Raw genomic sequence first — 19,613 nt, forward strand, 5'->3', positions numbered from 1 at the left:
CATGAGTGAACTCTGGGCAGCAAGAAAAGACGATGAGTTGATCCACTCCAGTGCTCTCGCGGATATCGCCAGTGCCGTAGCGGAAGTGGCGGTCTATTCCCTGGCCACCATGGCCGTGAGTGCAGCGGCAGCCGCTGCGGCCCCGGCACTGGCGGGCGTGGCCGTGCTGGGTGCCGTTGCCGCTGGCGCCTCAACCTGCCTTGGCGCTGGCCTTATCGTAGGTTTTGCCGCCAACGTTTCGGGTATTGGTGATGATATCAGCCATGGCTGCGACGCCGTGGCAAACTCCCTGTTCCCGCCTTCGGTCAGCGGCGTGATCCTGACCGGTTCCAACAACGTGTTGACCAATGGCAAACCGGCAGCCCGCGCGGCCGGGCGCCTGCTGACAGCGGAAGAAATTAACGCGCTGCCGGCACCGCAACCGCCGCAAAGCTTTTGGGATTACGGCGCTGAACTGCTGGCAGCAGGCGGCAATCTTATTTCCCAACTGTGGCAGCCCACGGTGGCCAGCCCCAGCCAGCCGAGCCAGCCGCTGGAAGAAGACAAAATCAGCTGTGACAAACACAGCGGCCCGCAATACCTGGCGGAAGGCTCCGGCAAAGTATTTATCAACGGTCAACCGGCCGTGCGTAGCAAAGACCGCTCCACCTGCGAGGCCACCGTATCCACTAACGTCTCCAAAAATGTCTTGATCGGCGGTGAAACGGCCACCGTACGCGAAATAAAAAGCGGCAAACTTCCTGGGATTGGCCTGACCATGACGCTGCTGCCGCTGCTCCTCGGGCGGCCGAGCAAAGTGCTGGCCAATCTCCCCTGCATGATCGGCGGCGGCCTGGCCGCTGCCGGCGTCAATGCATTGGGGGAAGCAATCCATGCGGCATTCAACCCCGTCCATGCCGCTACCGGCGCCAAGGTTTTACATGGCGAGGAAGATCTGGATTTGCTGTTACCGGCACGTTTCCCGTTTGCCTGGCAACGTTACTACAACAGCCGCAACCGCTACGCTGGCCTGTTCGGCCACGGTTGGCGCACCGCCTTCGAGGTTTGGGTTGATCTGGCGGATGATGGCAATGGCGGCACTGAATGCTGCCTGCATGATGAAACCGGCCGTGAACTACGTTTCCCGCTACCGGCCATTAATGAGCCGAGCTTTAGCGCAGGCGAAGGATTGATTTTTCGCCGCGGCGAAGAAGGCCAACTGATTATTGCTGATACCGACGGCAGCGTATGGCGGCTGTTCATCCCATTGCCGCAGGAGCCCCGCCGTTTGCGCCTGGTTTCGCTCAGCGATGAATATGACAACGCCCTGCTGCTTGGCTATGACGCAGCGCAACGCCTAAGCACCATTACAGACGACACCGGTGCATTGGAACTCCAACTGGCCTACGAGGATACGCGTTACCCCGATCGTGTTACCGCACTGCGCCATGCTGGCAACGATCGGGTGCGCTACCGCTATAACACCGCCGGTGATTTGCACCAGGTTATTGACGCCAGCAACATCGCCACACGTGAATTCCACTATAACGATGCCCACCTGTTAACCAGCCATCAACAGGCCGGCGGCCCGCGCTTCGAATACCGCTGGGCCATGTTCGACGACTGGCGGGTGGTTGAACACCGTAGTGAAAGCGGCAGCAGTTGCACCATTGATTACGATTTGGCAGCCGGTTTAACGACGGTAACAGAATTTGATGGCCTGCAACATCAGCACCGCTGGAACGCCCAACAGTTGGTGACGGAATATACCGATGAACGCGATGAAGTGTGGCACTACCAATGGAACGATGATGCCCTGCTGGTTGCCACGCGCGATCCCCTCGGCCACGGCTGGCAATTCCGCTATGACGATGCCGGTAATCTGGTGGAAGAAGAAGATGCGCTGGGCCATATCCGCCTGACCACCTGGCTGCCACAGCGTGCGCTGCCCGTCAGCATCAAGGAAGCCAACGGCGCCACCCATCATTTTTACTATGATGAACGCCATGCACTGATTGCCGAGGTGGATGCGCTTGGCCATAGCCAACGTTATCTGCGTGATAATTATGGCCAGGTGGTGCAATCGGTTGATGCCAACGGCGGCGTCAGCCACTTTGACTATGATGCACACGGCCAGTTAATTCACGCCCGCGACTGTTCTGGCAAACAGACGGTTTACCACTACAATGCCGAGGGCTGGCTGACGGAAGTGACCGATGCCGAGGGCGAAAGCACCCGCTATAGCTACGACGCCGCCGGGCGGCTAACGCAGTTGCAACGCGCCGAGGGCTGGCAGGAAACGCTGGCCTGGAACCCACAGGGCCAACTGGCGCACTATCAGGGCGCTGACGGCCGCCTGACGCACTACCGTTATGACAACGCAGGCCGCCTGCTGGCCACGCGAAACCCGCTGGATGGCGAAGTGGTGCGCCGCTACGATCCGCGCGGCCGCCTGATTGCATTACGCAATGAAAACGACGAAAGCTATGCCTTCCGCTGGGGCGCCTGCAACCTGCTGCTGGAAGAGACCGGGCTGGACGGCGTTAGCACGCGTTACCGCCATGACGAATGCCGCCGGGTCATTGAACGTGCTTTTGCCGCCAATACGCCCGACACGTTTTCACACTTATTCAGCCACAATGCCGCCGGGCAACTGACCGCCAGGCAGACGCCAGACGGAGAAACCCGCTACCGTTACAACGCCGTCGGCCAACTGCTGCAGGCGGCCTTCTACCGGGGCGATGTCTGGCAAGGCTACGCGCAGGAAGCAGAAAGCGACGTCCGCTTCCAGTATGATCTGTTGGGCCGCGTGGTTAATGAACAAGGCATTAACGGCGCACTGGCCTATTCTTACGATGCGCTCGGCAACCGGACGCAGATCGTCCTGCCTGATGGCCGTGCGCTACGCGCACTTTATTACGGCAGTGGTCATTTGCTGCAACTGGCGCTGGATAATGTCACGATCAGCGAGTTTGAGCGCGATAATCTGCACCGTGAGCTAAGCCGCACTCAGGGCCGCCTGACCAGCCGGGTGCATTATGATCGGCTGGGCCGCAAGGATCGCCGGGAGATCCACAGCACTGACCGGCCGCGCCCGGCGCCGGCCAGCAGCTCACGCCAATGGGCCTATGACTACCAAAACAACCTGACGCGCGAGGAACACAACGCCAACCCGTTTGCCTATCGCCACTATCACTACGATGCCGCCGGGCGGCTGTTGGCACAGGAAGGTTCCCTGCCGGATACGGAGCATTACCGTTACGATCCTGCGGCCAACCTGCTGGACGAGGGGCAATTTCGCCAGCGGCACAACCGGGTAACGCACTATAAAGGCATCGATTACCGCTACGATACCTTCGGCCGTACGGTCGAGAAGCATAAAGATCGCTATCGCTGGCACTATCGCTATGACGCCGAACACCGTCTGACCGAAGTGATACGCCACAGCACGCACTACAATGAGCCGGTGCAGCACGTGCAGTTCCGTTACGATCCCCTCGGGCGCCGCACCCATAAACAGGTGTGGCTGCAAAGCCGGGATCTGCGCCAGCCCACCGGGCAACGGCAAACCACCACCTTCCTGTGGGAAGGCTTCCGGTTGCTGCAGGAAACCCGTGATGGCACCCCACTCACCTATGTGTATGCCGATCAGGGCAGCTATGAGCCGCTGGCGCGTATTGACGGCATAACGCCGGCACAGGTGTTTTATTTCCATAATGCGCCCAACGGCGAACCGGAAAGCCTGACGGACAGCGAAGGCACCGTACGCTGGCAAGGCCACAGCAGCGCCTGGGGCAAGTTAAGCTATGGGGAAAACCAGCAGACGTTGGATTATTCCCAAAACCTGCGTCTGCAGGGCCAATATCTGGATCGCGAAACCGGATTGCACTACAATTTGTTCCGTTACTACGATCCGGATATCGGCAGGTTTACCCAGCATGACCCGATAGGGCTGGCGGGTGGGATAAACTTGTATGCCTATGTCACAAACCCTCTCACATATATTGATCCACTTGGGTTGGCATCCTGTCGTCTAAATAACATGGGGAAAACCCCAGGTAAAAATAGTAAGACTGGCAGAGAAGTTATTGAGCGAATGCGTAGTGAAGGTCGTATTCGTGGTACAGGTGATAGGATGCAGTTTAAGAGCTCAACAGATAGTCGATGGTATAATGTTAAAGATGCCGACATGGCTCACTTAACAGATGCTGTTAAATATTGGAATCAGAAAGGTGGTTATTATGGACAGAAATCTAAAGAAGTTAGAGCCTTTATGCGAGATTCCAAGAATTATGAATTAGAATATTATGGTCATAACCGTTCTCAAGGCGCGAGGTTACCTGACAGATATAAAGATCCAGGTGATTTTATTGGACCAGAAGAAAGATCGCAGTACTTTCCATGATTAAGGGTGGTGTGTAATGAAAGAGCTTGCTGAAGAAAATAAAAAATTAGAAGAGATAATAGTTTCTACTGTAGAGAAAGGCAATGAACTTCATGATGGTAAATCTTATGAAGAGGCTTTAGATGAATATAACAAGGCTTGGGGATTGCTTCCTGAATCTAAGCTAGAGTGGGAAATTGCCGGTTGGATTGCAGCATGTATATATAGTGCTTATTTTGATATGGCAGCTTTCCAAGAGGCTAAAAAATGGGCGGAAGTCGCATTGCAAACGCGAGGATCAGATATAGATACTGCTCCGTTGATCGATCTTGGAATGGTCTGTTATGAGTTAGAACAATATGATGAATCATATAAATACTTTGACGACGCCTATAGTTATGGCAAAGCTCGTGCATTTAAAGAAAGACCGAAAAAGTATCTTGATTTTTACTTAGCTAAGAAAAAAGAGATGAAGTAAAAATAAATGGCCGGAATGGATATCTTTGAATCTTCCCGGCCATTCTTTATATTCTGTTACGCCAATATATTTTCTTGCGGAATCTGAAGCACTACCTTGCCAGGCATCACGCTGATCGCTAGCGGTTCCCCGAGCAGGCCGAACTATGACAACCAGTCTCCTGCCAGATATACAGTTATCGCGTACCCTGTCCACGCCGATATGGGGATACTACTATGCTTCAATCAGTCTATATTTTCATTACCAATTGATTTAAAATAATTTTGTGCAGATAAAAACTATCACTGAAGGGCGGTAGCGTATGAACTACGATGCAAAATCCTTGACCCATTACAACCCAAATGGGTAGTACGACCCAGAGGTAGGCCGGTTTACGCAACAAGACCCGATAGGGTTTGCGGGTGGGATAAATCTTTATCAGTATGCGCCGAATGCGTTGGGGTGGATCGATCCGCTGGGGTTGACTCCTTGATCTAATCGTAGAGATATAATTACCAGTCGCTGGACAGGCCGTTTGACGGGAAAATTCCCGCCTTTTTGCTGCTACCGAGGCGCAAACCTCGCCTCAGGCAGTGCCTACTCATAGCATCATTTCGAAAACCTTAGAAGATTTTTGATAGCAACGGCACCTTGAATAGGTAAGAGACATCATAATGAATATAAAAAATAAAATAGAAAAAATCAGCCCATCTCTCAATGAATTTATTTTAAAAACACCAAATAAAAACAAAAAGACGACAATCATATTACTTGAATCTCTAACCAGATTAGCATACAGCCTGTATGTTTTAAAAAAAATTCATTAACCGATGAATTATTAGATATATTGACAGAAGTTCCCTTTAACAATGACTTTGATTCCTGGACTTGGATAGAATACGCGCTATCCCTAAAATCAAAGATGGCCAGAGAAAAAGAAATGGCGGGGGGATTAACCTGAACCAGTATACGCCGAACAGTTTATATTGATGGTGTGTTAATGTAAGTTAAAGGCTCCTTATAACAGGATATGGTTTATATGCGAATTAACATATCTAAAATTCATGAGTTCTTCAAACTGGAAGTTAAAAATCCAGGTGATTCGTCTAAAAAAATAAAAATAATTAAGAATTTTTTCTCAGGAGAACATATCCCAGAAGAATATGTTTATTTTATATCTCAAGTTTCAGAAGCTGAAATTTTAGTACAAAGCAAGTCATATATTAGAATATGGGGCGCTGAAGGATGTATTGAGATGAATGAATCTTACCATATTCAAAAATATATTCCTGATGCAATAGCTATAGGTGATGATGAAGGGGGGCAGGTAATATTTTATGCAACAGGGGGTAATGGTTATGGTCTATATAAAGTAGGATTCGGGAATCTTGATATTGAGGATGCTACTTTCATCTCTAATAGTCTTTATGATTTACTAATGAAAGGCAATGGTGCTGATAATTTAATTTCATAGATGACTTGCATTAGATATTTATCAACTCATATCATTTAGTACGGCCTGACACTGATATGTTTTTGTTAGTATGTCTGGTTATGCTCGACCAGAGTCCACACCATACACGCTATCTAGTTGGAGGTTATTTTGTTAGATTTGCATACAGATGTTTCCTCTTTAAAAATTTTTATTCATGAGAATTACCCATACGTAATACCTGATGGCTATCATCAGGCTTTTCAGGAAGAATGTGGTCTGCACCTGGATTATAATCGGTGGCTTAGCGATCCATCCGATTTACCAGACTGGCTACATTCCGTCGGGCCACAGCTGAGTGAAGAAAAATTACTGGACAGAGCGAAAGGCTCTCTTGTTGGCCTTGCGGCTGGTGATGCAGTTGGCACCACGCTTGAGTTTTTACCTCGCGACCAAAAATACGTCAATGATATGATTGGCGGTGGTCCATTCCAACTTAAAGCGGGAGAATGGACAGATGATACGTCTATGGCGCTTTGCCTGGCCGAAACTTACGTACACTGCCATGATCTAAACGTGACCGATTTTAGAAATCGTTTAGTGAACTGGTATCACTATGGTACAAACAGTTCGAATGGCATTTGTTTTGATATCGGCAATGCAACTCGTCACGCGCTGGAGGCTTACCTGCAATATGGGAATGAGTGGTTCGGAAATAATGATGCGCACACGGCTGGAAACGCGGCAATAATACGTCTGGCTCCTGCCGCTATTTTTCATCGTCATTCTTTACTACATACCCTGGCACAATCTGAATTACAAGGTAAGGCCACTCATGGAGCGATAGAGTCTATGGACTGCTGCCGTCTGCTGGGAATGATACTGCATCATTTACTTAATGGCGCTAACAAATCTGAGGCCCTGGCAACAAAAACTTGCCCTTTGAATGCCAGAACAGCGCTAATTAATGCGGGAATTTACAAAAATAAAACCCGGGAACATATTCGCTCTAGCGGATATGTGATTGACACGCTTGAAGCAGCGTTGTGGGCTGTTTGGAATACATCTAATTTTCATGATGCTATTTTATTGGCTGCAAATCTGGCTGACGATGCCGATAGCGTCGCAGCGACGGCTGGACAAATTGCAGGGGCTCTGTATGGATACTCTGGGATCCCGCAAGTATGGCGGGATAAACTGGTTGAGGAAGAACGTATTTCTGTTTTAGCTGAACAACTATGGGGTCATTCTGATCCATCTAAAAGATAACATTAATGCAGGAGTTTGCTTGTAACATCAAAAATTGTCGCCCAATAACATGATTTCCTCAGTCAAACGAAAGGAATCAGTTCATATGTAAAAATCCAAATAAAAACCTTAGAAAAATAAATTGCCAAATCAATATTAGCCATGTACTCAGAACTTATCTTACCGGCTTTGAAGTAAGTCGGCGGCGCGTTCATCGAACACTTCCCGGTTTAATCCTTCCAGACTGTGCCACAACTCCCGCAGATCCTGCACGGTGATGACGATGCAACCCAGCATCTTGGGCCATAAGAAGCGGGAGTCGACACAGGTCTACACGCGGACGTCATCGGGCACTCACAAAAAGTGCATGGAAAAACGCCTCCGACTAAGCGTAAAGCGAAGAAGAGGAAAAAACAGGGAAAGTAGCATAAAATGACAACACGAATGACACCACGGGAGGCAGCGATGAGCACTATTCACTTCAGAATCGATGAGGAAATCAAACGATTGGCGATGCGGGCCGCCGAGCGTCATCAGGTCACGCTGACGGAGTTGATGCGTCAGCGGGCGGAAGAGCTGGCCGAAGAAGAGCGGCAGCATCAGCGTAATCTCGGTGATGAATGGCTTGAGGCACAAGTACGGGAAGCGTTCTCTCGTTATGATGCGGGAGAAAGTGAGTTCATCAGCAATGAGGATGCCAGTCAGCGGATGAATGAACTGAAAGCGCGGGCGGCGCGAGGTGAGTTGTGACAGTCAGCGGGCGTTGGGAAAAACGAGCGCTGGCAGACCGTGAAGGTATCTATCGTTACCTGTATAAAGAAGCCGGACTGGATGTAGCGAATGGGGCGGATGACAAGTTCGAGTCGGCGGTTTTGCTGCTGGAAGCCACGCCGGAAGCGGGGATCGATATAGGCAAGTCAGGGGAAAGAAGAAAACTGGTGCTGACAAAGTTCCCGTTCATCATTATCTATGCGCTGAAACGAAAGATAAACGAAGTGCATATCTTGCGGATATTACATACCTCGCGCAAGGTGTCGACGAAATATCAGACGCAACAAAAAAGTTAGCTCTCTCTTTTAAAACAACACCCCAACCCAAAGCCGGCCTCCCTGCCCCGCTTCGCTAGCCCAATGCCCTCTCTCATCCCCTACTCGCCAATTGTTTGCGCACCACTTTGCCGGAAAAGGTGCGCGGCAACGCAACCACAAAATAGATATGCCGGGGCAGTGCGTGCCGGCCGCAGCTGGCCACGATCCGTTGCCGCACGCGCTGTTTCAACTGACGCATATCACGGCCCGCATCAAACGACGTCACCAGATACAGGCTCACCATTTGCCCCAGCAGGCGATGGGCGATGCCAACCGCCGCCGCTTCCGAGACGCCGTCGATCGCCAACACCGCACGCTCAACCTCAACGGTCGATAGCCGCTTACCACCAACATTGATCACATCATCCATTCTACCCAACACGGTGATCGCCCCCTGCGCATTGCGCACTGCACGATCGTGAGTGGAATACAGCCATCGCCCCTGCTCTCGCCGCCAGTAGCGTTGATCATGTTCAACGTCGTCCTGCCACAGCGTGCTCATGCCGCCAGGCCCCAGCGTATCGCGGATCACCAATGTGCCGGGCACGCCGTCGGCACAGGGTTCGCCAGTGACATCGTCCAGCACCTCAACGTCACGCGGCGATACCGGGCGCAGTTGGCCGCCTGCTCCGGTCAGGATCGGCCAGCCGGTTTCCGTTTGCCAATAGTGATCTTCCACCTTGATGCCGGTGACGGCGGCCACCCACTGCCGCGTAGGCTCATCCAACGGTTCGCCGGCAAGATAGATTGCACGCAGGCTGCGCAGATCGGCGCGGGGCGCTCCCTGTTGCCGGGCCATACGCATCGCGCCGGGTACCGTCAGCATCCGGGTGATCCCCAACTGTTCCACCCATTGCCACCAGCGGGCGCCAGGCTTATTCAGCGCACTGGCTTCCACCATCACGGTGGTCAGGCCCGCCAACAGCGGTGCATACACGCCGTAACTGTGCCCGGTCACCCAGCCCACGTCAGCACTGGTGAAAAAGATCTCGTCCTCGCCCAATTGAAAGATGTTGCGTATCGATGCCAACAGCGCCACCGCATAGCCACCGGTGTCGCGCACCACGCCTTTGGGCTCCCCGGTGGTGCCCGAGGTATACAGCAGATGCGAGGGCGCGTCCGCCGGCAGCCAACAACACGGCACGGTACGGCCTAGCGCACGCTGGCGCTGCTGCTGAAAATGAGCGGAGCCCACGTCAATCAACGGGCAGCGATAGCCGCTGCTGCACAACGCCTGCGTCAGGTGTGCGGCGCAGGGTTGTTCGCGCTGCCCGGCGTAAGTAATGATGGCTTTCGGCTGGCTGGCCCGGATACGCTGGGCTAACGGTTCATGAGTTAGCCCGGAATAAACCACCACATGCACCGCGCCCAGGCGGCAGCAGGCCAACATCGCGATCGCCGCCTGCGGGATCATCGGCAGGCAAATCAACACCCGGTCCCCTTTTCCCACCCCTTGCTGGCGCAGCATCCACGCCATGGCCTGCACTTCCTGGTGCAGTTCGCGGTAGCTCAGCGCCGTGATCTGCCCGGCATAATCGCAGTGCAAAATCGCCGTTTTGTCGCCGCGTGCCGCCAGGTGGCGATCCAGCGCATTGTGGCAGAGATTGGTGGTGCCGCCCACAAACCAGCGGCTGCGCGGGCCGTGGCCCTGATAGGCCGCCACCTGTTGGTAAGGGGTGTGCCAGTCAAGCGCCTCGGCCTGCTGGCGCCAATAGGCCTCGCGGAAACGATGCCGATCCGGTGTTTCAACGCAGCGCATAATCATTCGCCACCGCCTGCGGGTTACCCGCCGTTGCACCGCCGCTGCGTTCGGCAATGTGCCCGGCCAGGTGTTGCGCATCTTCCCCCACGCCTTCAAAACGCCCGGAGCCCCAGGTCCATAGCCACGGCAACCCCAGGAAATAGAGCCCTGGCACCACCGAGCGCCCGCGCTGATGCAGTGGGTAGCCCCGTTCATCAAATGCCGGCAGGTCGATCCAACTGAAATCAGTGGTGAACCCCACCGCCCAAATGATGCTGGTAATGTTGGCCTGTTGCAGATCAATCTCCGTCGGCGGGTTTTCCGGCTGCCAAAGCGGTTGATAGCGCGGCTCGCTCGGCGCATCGATCCCCTGCGCGCCAATCCATTCGTCGATGCTGTCTTTGATTTTTTGCGACGTGGCGTCAGCGCCGTCCAGGTTTTTCGCCAGATCGTCGGCGGTGATCAGTTTGCCGTCGCGCAAATCGAGCAGCCGCCCATAGAGCTGCATTCCCTGCAAGGCAAAGGCGCGCAGATCGATATCGCGCCCGCCGTCGCGGCCGGTGACGTAGTGGTTGGTTTTGCGCCGGGCGTCCTCGCCCAACGGATGATCGTCAACGGTGAGTTTGTAGTGCCCCATATCCTCCAGCCAGGCCACCACATCCCGCCCGCGGTAAAAGCGCGATACCCGCGGCGCGCTGCCGACGCACAGGTGCACCTTGCGCCCGCTCAGGTGTAGATCCTCGGCAATCTGCGCGCCAGATTGCGCAGAACCGACCACCAGCACCTCACCGGCCGGCAGTTGCTCCGCCGATTTATAATTGGCCGAATGCACCTGCACAATGCCCGCCGGCAGGCGCGCGGCGATCGCCGGGAAGCGTGGCCGGTGGTAATTGCCCACCGCGATCACCACCTGGCCGGCATAATAGTTGCCGGCGCTGGTGTGCAGCAGGTAGCCATCGCTATGCTGGCTAACGCGCATAACGCTAATGCCTTCACGCAACGGGGCATTAAAACTGTCGGCATAACGCTGGACGTAATCAATAATCTGATCTTTCACCATAAAGCCGTCTGGATCGTCGCCGTCGTACGGGAAGCCCGGCAGCTTGCACTGCCAGTTCGGCGTCACCAGGCAAAAGTTATCCCAGCGCTGTTCGCGCCAGGCCCACGCCAACTGGTGTCGTTCCAAAATAACGTGATCGATATGGCGCTGCGTCAGGCAATAGCTCATGGCCAGCCCGGCCTGGCCGCCCCCCACAATAACGACTGGAAATTGATTGCGTTGCATGCTGTTCCCCACCTGATTCATTGCCCGATCACCGTAATTTTCTCAACCACTACCGGATCGGTAGCGGCGAACTGTTGTGCCTTCTGCCCAATGGCGCGGGACTGATCCATCGCGCTGGAGCAGGCATAGCCGAATTTGGCGGCAACGCGTGCACTGGCCTCATCCAGCGCGGTTTGTGCGGCGTGCACAAACGCCTCCACCGTATAGGTGTGGTTAACGATCAAATGTTTTTCGATGGCGGTAGACGGCGAATAACAGTTCTCTTTGCTGCCGTCCGGCCAACACACGACAAAATTCATTGCAGGCATAGTCACCTCCTGAAGTTATCGGCCCATGCCGGTTAACGGCTGGGTATGCAAATCCCAAAAACAGCCACGCTCGCCGTTATGCGCAACGGTGAGGCACAGCGAATCATCAAAGGTTCCAATCGCTGCCGCAGTAATCCCGGCCTGGGTGAAACGGGCGATAACTGCTTCCGCCTGCTGCGCTTCGGTGGCCAACAGGTAGCCAAAGCTGGGGAAAGCGCACAGCCACTCTTGCCAGCCGCACGCTGCAGGTTTGGGCACCGCGGCCAGATCCACCGTTGCGCCCACCTGCGCGCTTTCCATCATCATCACCAGCGTGCCCAGCAGACCGGCCTGGCTGATATCTTTGGCGCCGATCACCCGCTGTTCCTCCGCCAGGGCTGGCAACAGCGCCAGCGCCCGGCGCAGTGCCGCCGGCTCAGCAGCGGTGGCGGCATCCCAGTTCAACCCCGGCGGGTGCCAGCGCCCCGCCAGATTGATGGCGGCGATCAGCGTTAGCCCGGGCGTGACCGCAAAGCTGCTCAACACCCGCCGGGCATGTCCCAGCACCGCCACCGCCAACTGCGCCTGGTTGCTGCGCAGGTTGGTGTGCCCGCCGACAATCGGCACCTGAAACGCCCGCGATGCCGCCGCCATGCCCTGCAAAATCTGTTCGGCCTTGTCGTCCTGCCTGCTCCATAGTGCATTGACCACCGCCTGCGGCCGCCCGCCCATGGCGGCGATATCGCTCAGGTTCACCATCACGCCGCACCAGCCGGCGAACCAAGGATCCAACTCCACAAAGCCATTGATAAAGCCTTCCATTGCCAGCAGGCTGAAGCCGTCTGCGGTGGGCAACACCGCGCAATCGTCGCCGTTCGGGTGGCCGGCCAGCGGCCAGGCTTGTTGCAACGCGGCGGCCACCCGTTGGATATCGCTTTTGTGTGCAATGCCGCTGTGCTGGCGCACTGCCGTAAGCAGTTCCGGCAATTCCATCAGGCGACCCTCATCATCAGCGGCGCCAGCTCCGCCGGCACTCGCGGCAGGCGAGCGTTAAGCACCATGCCGCTAAGCGGATCGTGGCAGGGAGGGTAATGGGCCAGATCGGCCTGCATAAAGGCATGCGGCAGGCCGCGCAAGATCACTGTATCCAGCGTGTGCCAGTGCATGCGCCGGAACAGCGGCTCGTTCTGTTGCTGAACATGCGCATAGAATTCCCGGCAGCCGAGCGCGTGGGCGCTGCTGACCGCCAGGCGGATTAGCATCGGCCCGAGTTGGCCCTGGCGGCGAAAGCGGCCGTCGACTGCCAGCCGCGAACCGAACCACACGCCCGGCTGCGGCTGGTGAATGCGCACCGTGCCCACCACTTCTTCATGCCAACCGGCAAGGGTGCCCAGCGCCACCAGCAGGTGGGCCTGTTCGTCGATGTCATCCAGATCGTGCTGTTCAAACAGCCCCTGTTCCTGGCAAAACACCCGTTGGCGCAAGGCGTAGGCCTGCCGGCGTTCCCACGGCAGGGTGACCCATTTGATGGTGTATTCGGAATAATCGGGCATTTTGCGCCTCCTCAGGCGACCGCCTGTTCAAAACTGGACAGGGATGAACAGGCGCCGCAGCGGCCGCACCCCGCCTTGATATCGCTTGAACGCAGTTGCCCTTCACGCAGCATGCGCCCCAGCGGTTCGAGGATTGACGCCATGAACGCGGTGCTGGGCGCCGGGTGGTGTTCCAGCGGCGTGCCGCTGATCGGCACAAACGGCACCACGAACGGGTAAACGCCCAACGCAATCAGCCGTTCCGAAATCGCCAGAATGGCTTCAGGCGTGTCGCCCATGCCGGCCAGAATATAGGTGCTGACCTGCCCGCGGCCAAAAACGGCTACCGCTTGCTCGAAGGCCACCATATATTGTTCGATGGTCACCTGGGCCTTGCCGGGCATAATGCGCGCGCGCACTTCCGGCGTTACCGCTTCCAGGTGCATGCCGAGCGCGTCGATCCCCGCTTCTTTCATGCGGGTGAACCACACCGGGTCGCCCGGGGGTTCGCATTGCCCCTGCAACGGCAAATCCACCGCGGCTTTGATCGCCTGCGCGCTTTCCACCAGCAAGCGGGCGCCGCGATCGCTGCCTGAAGGCGTGCCGGTGGTCATCACCATGTGCTTCACGCCGTCCAGCTCAACCGCCGCTTTGGCCACCTCGGCCAACTGCTGCGGGGTTTTGTGGGCGATAGTGCTTCCGGCCGCTAATGATTGGCCGATGGCGCAAAACTGGCAGGCTTTGCGCCGGTTTTCATAACGGATACAGGTTTGCAGCACCGTGGTGGCCAGCACATCGGTGCCGTGCAGCGTGGCGATGTGCGAGTACGGGATGCCGTCTGCGGTTTGCAAATCATAGAACCGCGGCTTATGGGCAAAGGTGATGTCCCGCACCGGGATCTGGTTTTTCAATAACGTGGTTTTGCCCTGTTCGGCATGCTTCACCTGCCATGCCGAATGGCGCGCGGTTTGGGTGTAGATCGGCACCATTACCGTTACGCCGTCGATAGTGACCGCCTGATGATCCGAAGGGCCGGCGCCGCCGTGGCGGCTCACATGCTGTTCCGACGGGTTCACCACATTCACGCCCTGCGTCAGCAGTTCAGTAATCAGTTGTTGTCTGGACAGGCTCGGCGTCGTCATCATTTTCTCCTTCACGGGCGGATTCGTTGTAGCTGGGCACCACATAGCGCGCCGGGCGGTCGTCAAGCCGCAGGCTCAATAACTCCGGCCGAGCGTAATGCCCCACCGAATCCATCATGCGTTTACGTTTGGTGATCAGGCGCATATCCAGATCGGCGATCAGGATCCCTTCCCCCTCCGTCAGCGGCGGCACAACGTGGCGCCCTTCCGGCGAGATAATGGCGGTGTTGCAACCGCCGCGCAGCCCTTTCTGCAACGCCGGATCGGGCGTCAGCTCTTCAATCTGGGCGTCCGTCAGCCAGCCGGTGGCGTTAATCACAAAGCAGCCGGATTCCAGCGCGTGGTGGCGAATAGTCACATCCATCTGTTCCGCAAAGATCGGCCCGACCAGCGAGCCGGGGAACTGGCTGCAATGGATCTCTTCGTGCTGGGTCATCAGGCTGTAGCGCGCCAGCGGGTTGTAATGCTCCCAGCAGGCCAGCGCGCCGACGCGCCCAACGGCGGTATCGACGACTTTCAGCCCGGCGCCGTCGCCCTGCCCCCAGATCATGCGTTCATGGTAGGTCGGGGTGATTTTGCGCCGTTTGAGCACCAGTTTGCCGCTGGCATCGAAAACCAACTGGGTGTTATACAACGTGCCGCCATCGCGCTCATTAACGCCCAGCACCACGACGATCTCTCGCAGCCGCGCCCGCTCACCCACCGCCTGGGTAATCGGCCCGGGCACCTGGACCGCCTCATCGTAAAGCCGCAGGTGGGCCGCGCCGGCGGTCATCGCCGGGGTGATAAAAGAGAAATAGGGGTAATAAGGGACGAAAGTCTCCGGGAAGACCACGATTTCCGCCCCCTGCGCCGCTGCCTGATCGATGGCGTCCAGAACCCGGGCCAGCGTTTTGCTGGCCGCGTGGAGATCTGGCGCGATCTGAACCGCAGCCGCACGTACCGTACGTGACTGAGCCATCTCGCGCCTCCGCTTACATGGTCCAGGTGTCGATGATCAGCGCATTGTCACGCGTATGTAGCAGCTTGAGATCCAGCACATCCAGCGGGTTGATAGGCCGGATGCCTTCAATCAGCGAAGGTTCGCCATGGCCGTACAGCGCCTGCAGCGCAAAGCGGCAGGCATAGACCTTGCCCCCTTCCGCCATAAACTTGGTCAGTTGATTGTTGTAGTTCTGGTGGCCGGGAAACGCCTCGGCGCCCAGCGTAGGGAAACCACGCTGTACCCCCAGCGTGACCCCCGGGCCGTAAAGCAGGATCGAGGTTTCAAAGCCTTTGCGCAGCAGGCGGGTGGCCTGCAGCATATTGACGAAGCCGATCGAGCCTTCAAACGCCACGGTGTGGAACGTCACCAGGGCTTTTTGGCCCGGCTCCGCCTTCACGTCTTCAAAAACTTTTTCTTCATAGTCGACCAGGAAATCACCGGTTTTATGGGCAGGTAAGGTTACTTTTGGCATGGTGTGCTCCGCATTGTCTCAGTTATAGGTGAGAAGCCAGTGGCTCCCCATTACGATGCATTTCGCCAATGGTGCGATAACGCGACGTAATCACTGGAGCAAGGGGCGTGCCAGCACAAAAATCACCGATGCAATCATTAGCGAATCATCGGCGCAATATCCCGGTAAAAAAATTTACTTTTACCGTTTTGTATTCACAAGAAATACACAATCGATCACTTAGCACTCCATGTACGCACTTATTTGATGCTTAAATGCACTATTAATGCGCACAATAAAAATCAATATCCAATCATTAATGCAATCAATACAACAATGATTGCATAACGGGTGTTTTTCACACTACAGTGTCAGCGTTCCCGTTAACCCTGCCGCGGGCGGCGGCGTCAAAAAGGGCTGTAAAATCATGATCGACCCTATTTATGAGCGCTGGGCGGCCTATCTTCGCCAGCAAACCCAGCGGCCGGCATACCTGCTGATTGCCGATTTGATCGCCGACGGGGTGAAAAGCGGCGAATTCCAGGCGCGCGATCGCCTGCCGCCGCTGCGCGATTTAGCGGTGGCGCTGGCGTTGAACTACACCACGGTAACGCGTGGCTACGCCGAAGCCAGAAAGCGCGGCCTGATTGATTCGCGCCCCGGCATGGGCAGCTTTATCCGCGGCAAGGTCCCGGCGATTCCGCTAAGCAGCGGCAGCAGTTACGATATGACCATGAACTCGCCAATTGAGCCTGAAGCGCCGGATGTGGCCGACGCGATTCGCCAGGGCGCGCTGAATCTGTTCGCACACCAGGATGTGTATAGCCTGCTGCGCTATCAGGATTTCGGCGGAACGGTGAATGACAAAGAGGCGGCGATGATCTGGCTGGGCAAGCGCCTGCCGCAGTTGGATGCCGACGAGGTGTTAGTGTGCCCCGGCATTCACAGCGTGCTGGTAGGGCTGGCGACGCTGCTGGGCCGCAAAGGCGGCACGATCTGCGTAGGCAGCCTGATTTACCCGGGGCTGAAGGCAATCGCCAGCCAGTTGAATATCCCGCTGCACGCGCTGGAGTGCGACGGCGATGGCCCGCTGCCGCGCGCATTCGAGAACCAATGCCAGTTGGGCAACGTCAGCGCGCTGTATCTGAACCCCACCATCCACAACCCCACCACGCTGACGGTGCCGCTGCGCCGTCGTGAGTCGCTGGCGGATATCGCGCTGCGCTACAGCGTACCGATCATTGAAGACGATGCCTACGCCGCGCTGCCCGAACACCACGTCACCCCGTTTGCCGAACTGGTGCCGGAGCTGACCTGGTATATCACCGGGCTGTCGAAATGCTTCGGCGCCGGGCTGCGCATTGCCTACGTGAAAGGGCCGGGCAAACGCTCTACCCAGTTGCTGGCCGGCGCCCTGCGGGCGTTAACCGTGATGTCCAGCCCGGTCACCAATGCGCTGGCCAGCCAATGGATTGGCGATGGCACTGCCGATAAAGTGCTGGCGGCGATTCGCCAGGAAGCGGCGATCCGCCAGAAACTGGCCGCCAAATACCTGCATAAGTTCCACTATCAGGCGGATCCTCATGGCTTCCACCTGTGGCTGCATCTGCCCAAACAGTTGCACTGGAACCCGTCCGACGTGGCGATCCGGCTGCGGGAGCACCGCGTGAGCGCGGTTTCCAGCGCGGCGTTCTGCACCGACAACAATCCGCCGGCCGCGCTGCGGCTGTGCCTGGGCGGCGCCTACAGCCGCCAGCTATGCGAAGACAACCTGGCGACGGTGGCCGATCTGATGGAATACCCGGAGCACTTTACCAGCGGCGCGCTGTAGGCACGGGCGTTTAGCCGCCCTCATGCTTGATCCACACGGCCTGCCACGGCCGCAGCACCAGGGTGCCGTCGAACGCCGTCAAGGTGATCAGCTCAATGCCCGGCAGCGGCAGTTGCAGCCGCTGCGCATGGCTGCTGATGTTCACCACGCAGCTAATGCGCTCGCCGCTGCGTGCGTCGGAGCGTTCAATGCCGAACAGCGCATCGCCCAGCTTTAACACCCGCTGCGTGGCCTGCGGTGAAAACGCCGGCTGCGTGCGGCGGCAATAAATCAAGTGGCGCAGGCGGTGGAAAACCTCGGCGCGCAGGGTGCCCGGCGTTAACAAGGCGCTTTCCAACGGTTTCAGCGCCAGCTTTTCGCGGTTGATGCGGCGGTTGATACCGGAGCGTTCCACGCCGGCCAGATCGTTTTCGCTGCCCAACAAGCTGTGATAGTACAAGGCGGGTACGCCACGAAAGGCCAACAGTATCGACTGGGCGGCCAGAAACTTATCCGCCTTGGTGGCGATATCATCATCCGGATCGGTGATCGCATCCAGATAGTTGATGTTCAGCTCATACGGCGATTTGCTGCCATCGGCATTGCTGCGCCAGGAGATACGCCCTTTGCGGCGCTCCACTTCGGTGACCAGGAACGCCCGTTCGGTGTCGTCCAGCAGGTTTTCCGTCGGCCGCAGGCCTATGCCGTCGTGGCTGGCCAGGAAGTTAAAGAAGGTGGTGTTGGGTGGGTGAACTTCTGAACTCAGTTGTGTAGCCCAGGCGTTCAGCCAGCGCGAATCCTGGCGCAAAAACGCGTGCAGCGTCAACGGCGGCAGCGGGAACTGATACACCATATGCGCTTCATCGCCGTTGCCGAAATAGCGGATATTTTCATTGTGCGGAACGTTGGTTTCGGTGATCAGGCGGCAGCCGGTATTGGCGCGATCGAGGATCAAGCGCCACAGTTTGATAATCTGGTGCACTTCCGGCAGGTGGATGCAGGGCGTGCCCGCCGCCTTCCAGATAAACCCGATGGCATCAAGGCGGATCGAGCGCCCGCCGGTGGTGGCATATTGCAGCAGCACATCGATGCTTTCCAGCAGCACCGCCGGCTCACGGAAGTTAATGTCGATTTGGTCTTCGCTGAAGGTGGTCCAGACATACACGCGCTGCTGGTCCGCTTTTACATAGGGCGTGAGCAGCGGCAAGGCGCGCGGGCGCATCACATAATGGTAATCGGCCTGCGGATCGGCTTCGATAAAGTAGTTTTGGTACTTTTCCTCGCCTTTCAGGTAGCCCTGGAACCACACGCTGGCGCTGGAAACATGGTTTATCACGCAGTCGAACATCAGATCAAAATGTTGGTTCAACGCCCGGATATCCGACCAATCGCCCAGTTCCGGGTTAATGCGCCGGTAATCGACCACGCTGAAACCATCGTCGGATGTCCACGGAAACATCGGCAGCAAGTGAATATCGCTAACCAACCCCTGCAACCAGCGATCGGCAAACTGTTTCAACACCGTCAGCGGTTTTTGCTCCTCCTGGTGCAGGCTGTCGCCGTAGGCGATTAAATAAACTGTTTTTTCGTCAATCGGTTGCGCCAATTGCCCGGCGGTGCGCTGCCACTTTTCCAGCAGCCCCCGAATTCCCTCGATTAACCGCGCATGCTGCTCGGCAGGATACAGCTTGTTTAACGCCTGCTGGAGTTGCTGGACAAAATCTGGGCTCATCACTTACCACCTTTGGGTTGGCCGTCACTTTTTGTACCCTTCCCTTTATAAACGTTCGGC

The 19,613-nt window shown here is 56.4% G+C and carries 16 protein-coding genes and 2 pseudogenes; 9 read left to right on the top strand and 9 right to left on the bottom strand.

Annotated elements, in window-relative coordinates:
- Window position 1 precedes the first annotated feature (1 nt).
- The 8 genes and pseudogenes from ABFX35_RS09985 to ABFX35_RS10010 all read left to right on the top strand — a co-directional run bounded on the left by ABFX35_RS09985 (window position 2) and on the right by ABFX35_RS10010 (window position 8,567).
- Window positions 2–4,384: an RHS repeat-associated core domain-containing protein gene (locus ABFX35_RS09985; protein ID WP_346080616.1), complete on the top strand. Its 4,383-nt coding sequence runs from the start codon at window positions 2–4 to the stop codon at window positions 4,382–4,384.
- 16 nt (window positions 4,385–4,400) lie between these two features.
- Window positions 4,401–4,841 carry a hypothetical protein gene (locus ABFX35_RS09990; protein ID WP_346080618.1) on the top strand — a complete coding sequence of 147 codons (441 nt, stop codon included), beginning with the start codon at window positions 4,401–4,403 and terminating at the stop codon, window positions 4,839–4,841.
- Window positions 4,842–5,190: 349 nt separating this feature from the next.
- Window positions 5,191–5,307: pseudogene (locus ABFX35_RS24170) on the top strand (RHS repeat-associated core domain-containing protein); the annotation flags it as partial.
- 187 nt (window positions 5,308–5,494) lie between these two features.
- A pseudogene (locus ABFX35_RS24175) lies at window positions 5,495–5,781 on the top strand (DUF6707 family protein).
- 78 nt (window positions 5,782–5,859) lie between these two features.
- Complete coding sequence (locus tag ABFX35_RS09995) at window positions 5,860–6,294, top strand: SMI1/KNR4 family protein (protein ID WP_346080620.1); 435 nt, start codon at window positions 5,860–5,862, stop codon at window positions 6,292–6,294.
- Window positions 6,295–6,423: 129 nt separating this feature from the next.
- Entirely contained in the window at window positions 6,424–7,521 is a 1,098-nt protein-coding gene (gene tri1, locus ABFX35_RS10000) for an ADP-ribosylarginine hydrolase Tri1 (RefSeq protein WP_346080622.1), read from the top strand.
- A 444-nt stretch (window positions 7,522–7,965) separates the two neighbouring features.
- Window positions 7,966–8,250, top strand: coding sequence for a damage-inducible protein J (locus tag ABFX35_RS10005; protein ID WP_346080624.1), 285 nt, complete (start codon window positions 7,966–7,968; stop codon window positions 8,248–8,250).
- Complete coding sequence (locus tag ABFX35_RS10010; protein WP_346080626.1) at window positions 8,247–8,567, top strand: type II toxin-antitoxin system RelE/ParE family toxin; 321 nt, start codon at window positions 8,247–8,249, stop codon at window positions 8,565–8,567. Before ABFX35_RS10005 ends, ABFX35_RS10010 begins: the two co-directional genes overlap by 4 nt.
- Window positions 8,568–8,640: 73 nt before the next feature.
- On the opposite strand, the gene ABFX35_RS10015 is transcribed toward ABFX35_RS10010, so the two are convergent.
- The 8 genes from ABFX35_RS10015 to ABFX35_RS10050 are packed head-to-tail and all read right to left on the bottom strand — an operon-like array spanning window position 8,641 to window position 16,032.
- Window positions 8,641–10,353 (bottom strand): AMP-binding protein, encoded by a 1,713-nt coding sequence (locus ABFX35_RS10015; protein ID WP_346080628.1) that lies wholly within the window; start codon window positions 10,351–10,353, stop codon window positions 8,641–8,643.
- Window positions 10,334–11,614: an MSMEG_0569 family flavin-dependent oxidoreductase gene (locus ABFX35_RS10020; RefSeq protein ID WP_346080630.1), complete on the bottom strand. Its 1,281-nt coding sequence runs from the start codon at window positions 11,612–11,614 to the stop codon at window positions 10,334–10,336. The genes ABFX35_RS10015 and ABFX35_RS10020 overlap by 20 nt, the downstream gene beginning before the upstream one ends.
- Before the next feature lie 17 nt (window positions 11,615–11,631).
- Window positions 11,632–11,922: an MSMEG_0570 family nitrogen starvation response protein gene (locus ABFX35_RS10025; protein WP_346080632.1), complete on the bottom strand. Its 291-nt coding sequence runs from the start codon at window positions 11,920–11,922 to the stop codon at window positions 11,632–11,634.
- A gap of 15 nt (window positions 11,923–11,937) precedes the next feature.
- Entirely contained in the window at window positions 11,938–12,894 is a 957-nt protein-coding gene (locus ABFX35_RS10030; protein ID WP_346080634.1) for a sll0787 family AIR synthase-like protein, read from the bottom strand.
- Window positions 12,894–13,454 (bottom strand): MSMEG_0567/Sll0786 family nitrogen starvation N-acetyltransferase, encoded by a 561-nt coding sequence (locus tag ABFX35_RS10035; RefSeq protein WP_346080635.1) that lies wholly within the window; start codon window positions 13,452–13,454, stop codon window positions 12,894–12,896. Before ABFX35_RS10035 ends, ABFX35_RS10030 begins: the two co-directional genes overlap by 1 nt.
- A gap of 11 nt (window positions 13,455–13,465) precedes the next feature.
- The gene (locus tag ABFX35_RS10040) at window positions 13,466–14,575 is read right to left on the bottom strand and encodes an MSMEG_0568 family radical SAM protein (RefSeq protein WP_413541223.1); all 1,110 of its coding nucleotides are present in this window, start codon (window positions 14,573–14,575) and stop codon (window positions 13,466–13,468) included.
- Entirely contained in the window at window positions 14,535–15,536 is a 1,002-nt protein-coding gene (locus tag ABFX35_RS10045) for a Nit6803 family nitrilase (RefSeq protein ID WP_346080638.1), read from the bottom strand. Before ABFX35_RS10045 ends, ABFX35_RS10040 begins: the two co-directional genes overlap by 41 nt.
- 13 nt (window positions 15,537–15,549) lie before the next feature.
- Window positions 15,550–16,032, bottom strand: coding sequence for an MSMEG_0572/Sll0783 family nitrogen starvation response protein (locus tag ABFX35_RS10050; protein WP_279028468.1), 483 nt, complete (start codon window positions 16,030–16,032; stop codon window positions 15,550–15,552).
- 406 nt (window positions 16,033–16,438) lie between these two features.
- Between ABFX35_RS10050 and ABFX35_RS10055 the strand changes: the two genes are divergently transcribed.
- Window positions 16,439–17,842 (top strand): aminotransferase-like domain-containing protein, encoded by a 1,404-nt coding sequence (locus tag ABFX35_RS10055; protein WP_346080640.1) that lies wholly within the window; start codon window positions 16,439–16,441, stop codon window positions 17,840–17,842.
- A 10-nt stretch (window positions 17,843–17,852) separates the two neighbouring features.
- On the opposite strand, the gene ABFX35_RS10060 is transcribed toward ABFX35_RS10055, so the two are convergent.
- Window positions 17,853–19,553 carry a sugar phosphorylase gene (locus ABFX35_RS10060; protein WP_346080642.1) on the bottom strand — a complete coding sequence of 567 codons (1,701 nt, stop codon included), beginning with the start codon at window positions 19,551–19,553 and terminating at the stop codon, window positions 17,853–17,855.
- Window positions 19,554–19,613 lie beyond the last annotated feature (60 nt).

Origin of the sequence: Gibbsiella dentisursi, from assembly GCF_039539505.1 — a bacterium.
Lineage (GTDB): Bacteria > Pseudomonadota > Gammaproteobacteria > Enterobacterales > Enterobacteriaceae > Gibbsiella > Gibbsiella quercinecans.